The organism is Geminicoccus sp., assembly GCF_035556675.1.
Taxonomy (GTDB): domain Bacteria; phylum Pseudomonadota; class Alphaproteobacteria; order Geminicoccales; family Geminicoccaceae; genus Geminicoccus.
On record NZ_DATMFZ010000151.1, the window covers coordinates 1 to 3287 of the forward strand.

Annotated in this window: 3 protein-coding genes; 1 reads left to right on the top strand and 2 read right to left on the bottom strand. The window is 69.5% G+C overall.

Annotation, left to right across the window (positions count from 1 at the left end):
• Positions 1-991: 991 nt before the first annotated feature.
• Positions 992-1402, bottom strand: coding sequence for an HU family DNA-binding protein (locus VNS22_RS11375; RefSeq protein WP_325732469.1), 411 nt, complete (start codon positions 1400-1402; stop codon positions 992-994).
• On the opposite strand from VNS22_RS11375, the gene VNS22_RS11380 reads away from it, so the two are divergent.
• Complete coding sequence (locus tag VNS22_RS11380; protein WP_325732465.1) at positions 1317-2597, top strand: TIGR03862 family flavoprotein; 1281 nt, start codon at positions 1317-1319, stop codon at positions 2595-2597. The genes VNS22_RS11375 and VNS22_RS11380 overlap by 86 nt on opposite strands.
• Here the strand turns inward: VNS22_RS11380 and VNS22_RS11385 are convergent.
• A partial coding sequence (locus tag VNS22_RS11385) for an NAD(P)H-quinone oxidoreductase (RefSeq protein ID WP_325732467.1) occupies positions 2551-3287 on the bottom strand: 737 nt, incomplete at its 5' end. The two genes, VNS22_RS11380 and VNS22_RS11385, sit on opposite strands and share 47 nt — an antisense overlap.

Here is a 3287-nt window from a genome sequence, read left to right on the forward strand (position 1 = left end):
CGCAGGGCCTGTCCCTGCCGACCACATCGTGGCCAAGGCGACCGGCAAGGCGAGTGCGGCGGTAGAGGCGAAACGGCCGCACGTCACGCGGCTGACGACGATCCGGGCATCGACATGGTGGTCGCATCGGGGTCATGGCGCGGGGTCTTCCGCGCGCCTCCTGCCGGCGCGTCCCCGCCGCCAAGGACCGCACGGTAGCCGTCGCGCCTGAGCCTGATGGATCTGGAACTGCGCTCGCGCGGGCCGGCGCGGCGTGCACCGGGTGAGGAAAATGAGCGGAGAAGCGTGGGAGAAGCGCGAGAGAAGGCAGCAACGGCGGCGGAATCATGGCCGGAATGCGCCTCCGGCCATGCATGACGGGTGACCCGGACGACTGTGACAAGCCGCACAACGCTTCTGCCGCAAGACTACTGGCAGATGCTTGAGGTCGGGCAGCACCGGTGAAGCCGGGGCTTGCCCGATCAAAGCGGCCGATCGTGGGCCTGGCCGGGGGTAATGCGGCGATTCAGCTCACGGCGGGCCCGAGCAGCGGCGGATGGTCAGGTTGGCGGCCGCCCGGCTCCTGGGGCTCGGTCCATCCCCGGATGGACCGAGCCCGCGGCGGATTCTTTTCGCGCCGCATGAGCCGCCTGATCCGGGAGCACCGTGATGGGTCTCCGCTCGGGGCCAGCCAGGCCGAAGCGGTAGGCCGAGCCATGCCGGCAGTGGCGGCCGCGCACCCGGGCGAAGCCGTGCCAGCTCGGGGGGAACGGGGAGGACTGTGCGCCTCGTCGCTATGGCTGCACCAGCGAGCCCGGCCGGAACCAGCCTGCGGGACCGGAGCAACCGGAAGGCGAACCAAGCCGAAGTTGCGATGGCCGCAGTCATGATGGTGGTCATGGCACGACTGTACCATGACTGAGAACTGACCCGCGTCGGCCGGTTTGCGAGGCAGGGCAGCTTCATGATTACTGCCCGGCTACTGAGGCGGCCGATGCGGGATACCGGCCTGTCAGCCGACAGCTTCCTTGAGGCCCTTGCCGGGCTTGAAGCGCACCGCCTTGGACGCCGCGATCGTGATGGTCTTGCCGGTCTGCGGGTTGCGGCCCTCGCGCGCGGCGCGCTCCACCACCTCGAACGAGCCGAAGCCGGTGATGGTGACCTTGTCCCCGCTCTTGAGCGCCGTCTGAATGCTGTCCAGGATGGCGCGCACCGCCTTCGTCGAGTCGGCCTTGGTGATGCCGGCCTTCTCTGCGACCGCCGAAGTCAGTTCGTCCAAGGTCATGGAGTACTCCTCTGCATGACTAAAGGTGAAGTGCGCATTATCATGGCAATCGATGGTTGCAAATACCGATAGAGACTGGCCGCACCACCGCGGTGTGCCACGAATCGTGGTGATCGGGGCAGGACCGGCAGGCCTGATCGCTGCCGAGCGACTGGCCGAACGAGGAGTATCTCCAGTCATTATCGAGGGTTCACGCAGCCCTGCGAGAAAGTTCCTGATCGCTGGTAGAGGCGGCCTGAACCTCACCCATGTCGGCACGGTTGAACAACTTTGCCTTCACTTCGGCAGCGAACAGTCATGGCTGCGCCCGTATTTGGCGGGTTTCGACGTGGATGCGCTGCGCAGTTGGGCCGATGGTCTGGGCGCTGAAACCTTCATCGGCACGAGCGGGCGAGTCTTCCCCAGGGCGCTGAAGGCGACCGGCCTCGTGCGAGCCTGGCTGACGCGACTGGAGCGGCTGGGTGTGACCTCGATGCTGCGCACCCGGCTGGTCGGGATCGGGCCCGGGCGGCTGCTGCGGCTGGACGGGCCGGACGGTGTCTGCGAACTCCGCCCCGATGCGGTGATCCTGGCGATGGGCGGCGCCAGCTGGCCCAGGCTCGGTTCGGACGGCGCCTGGGTCCCGATGCTCCGCGAAATGGACGTGGCCGTCCGGACGTTGCGGCCGGCCAATGTCGGCATGCTGGTGCCCTGGTCCGAGCTGGCCCGGGTGCGGCTGCAGGGCATCCCGCTCAAGAACCTGGCAGCGCGTGCCGGTGATGCGGCAGCCCGAGGCGAACTGGTGCTGACCGGCTACGGGGTCGAGGGCCAGCTCGTCTATGCGCTTGGCCGTGCCCTGCGCGAGGAACTGGAGGCGAACGGCACCGCCACGCTCCGGCTCGACCTGAAGCCCGACCTCACCCTGGCCCAGGTCGAGGCCAGGCTGGCCCGGCCGCGCGGCAGCCGCTCCTTTTCGACCTGGCTCACCGGCAGCCTGCGCCTGCCCGCCATCGTGCCCTTCCTCCTGCGCGAGCTGGGCCACGGCCCGGAGCTGGGTGCCGCCGAGCTGGCGCGGGCGATCAAGGACCTGCCCGTGCCGGTCACCGGTACCAGGCCGATCGCAGAGGCGATCAGCAGTGCCGGCGGCGTGGCGCTGGCCGAGCTCGACGAGCGGCTGATGCTGCGCCGCGTGCCGGGCCTGTTCGTCGCCGGCGAGATGCTGGACTGGGAAGCACCGACCGGCGGCTACCTGCTCCAGGCCTGCTTTTCCACCGGCGTCGCCGCGGCCGAGGGCGTGCTCGCCTGGCTCACGGCACCAGCAGGATCTTGCCGATATGGGCCGAGCTCTCCATGAGCCGGTGCGCCTCCACCACCTGGTCGAGCGGCAGGACCGCGTGGACCACCGGGCGGATCCGGCCGGCCGAGAGGATCGGCCAGACCTGCTCGCGCAGCTCGCGGGCGATCTGGCCCTTCTCCGCGACCGAGCGCGGGCGCAGCGTCGAGCCGGTCCAGGTCAGCCGCTTGGCCATCAGCCGGGTGAAGTCGGCCTCGACCCGGCTGCCTTCCAGCCAGGCGATCTGCACGATCCGGCCTTCCACCGCGGCGGCGTCCAGGTTGCGCGAGACATAGGAGCCGCCGACCATGTCCAGGATCAGATCGACACCCTTGCCGCCGGTGGCCTCCCGGACCACCGCCACGAAGTCCTCCCGGCGATAGTCGATCCCGCGCCTGGCCCCGAGATCCTCACAGGCCTTGACCTTGTCCGGGGAACCGGCAGTGGCGAACACTTCCGCACCGAACGCATGGGCCAGCTGGATCGCCGTCACTCCGATGCCCGAGCTGCCGCCATGCACCAGGAACCGCTCGCCCTGCCGCAGCCGGCCGCGCTGGAACACGTTGGTCCAGACCGTGAAGAAGGTTTCCGGCAGGCCGCCCGCCTCGACCATGCTCCAGCCTTCCGGCACCGGCAGCACCTGCTCGGCCGGTGCCGTGCAGTATTCGGCATAGCCGCCGGATGCGACCAGGGCGCAGACCGCGTCGCCCA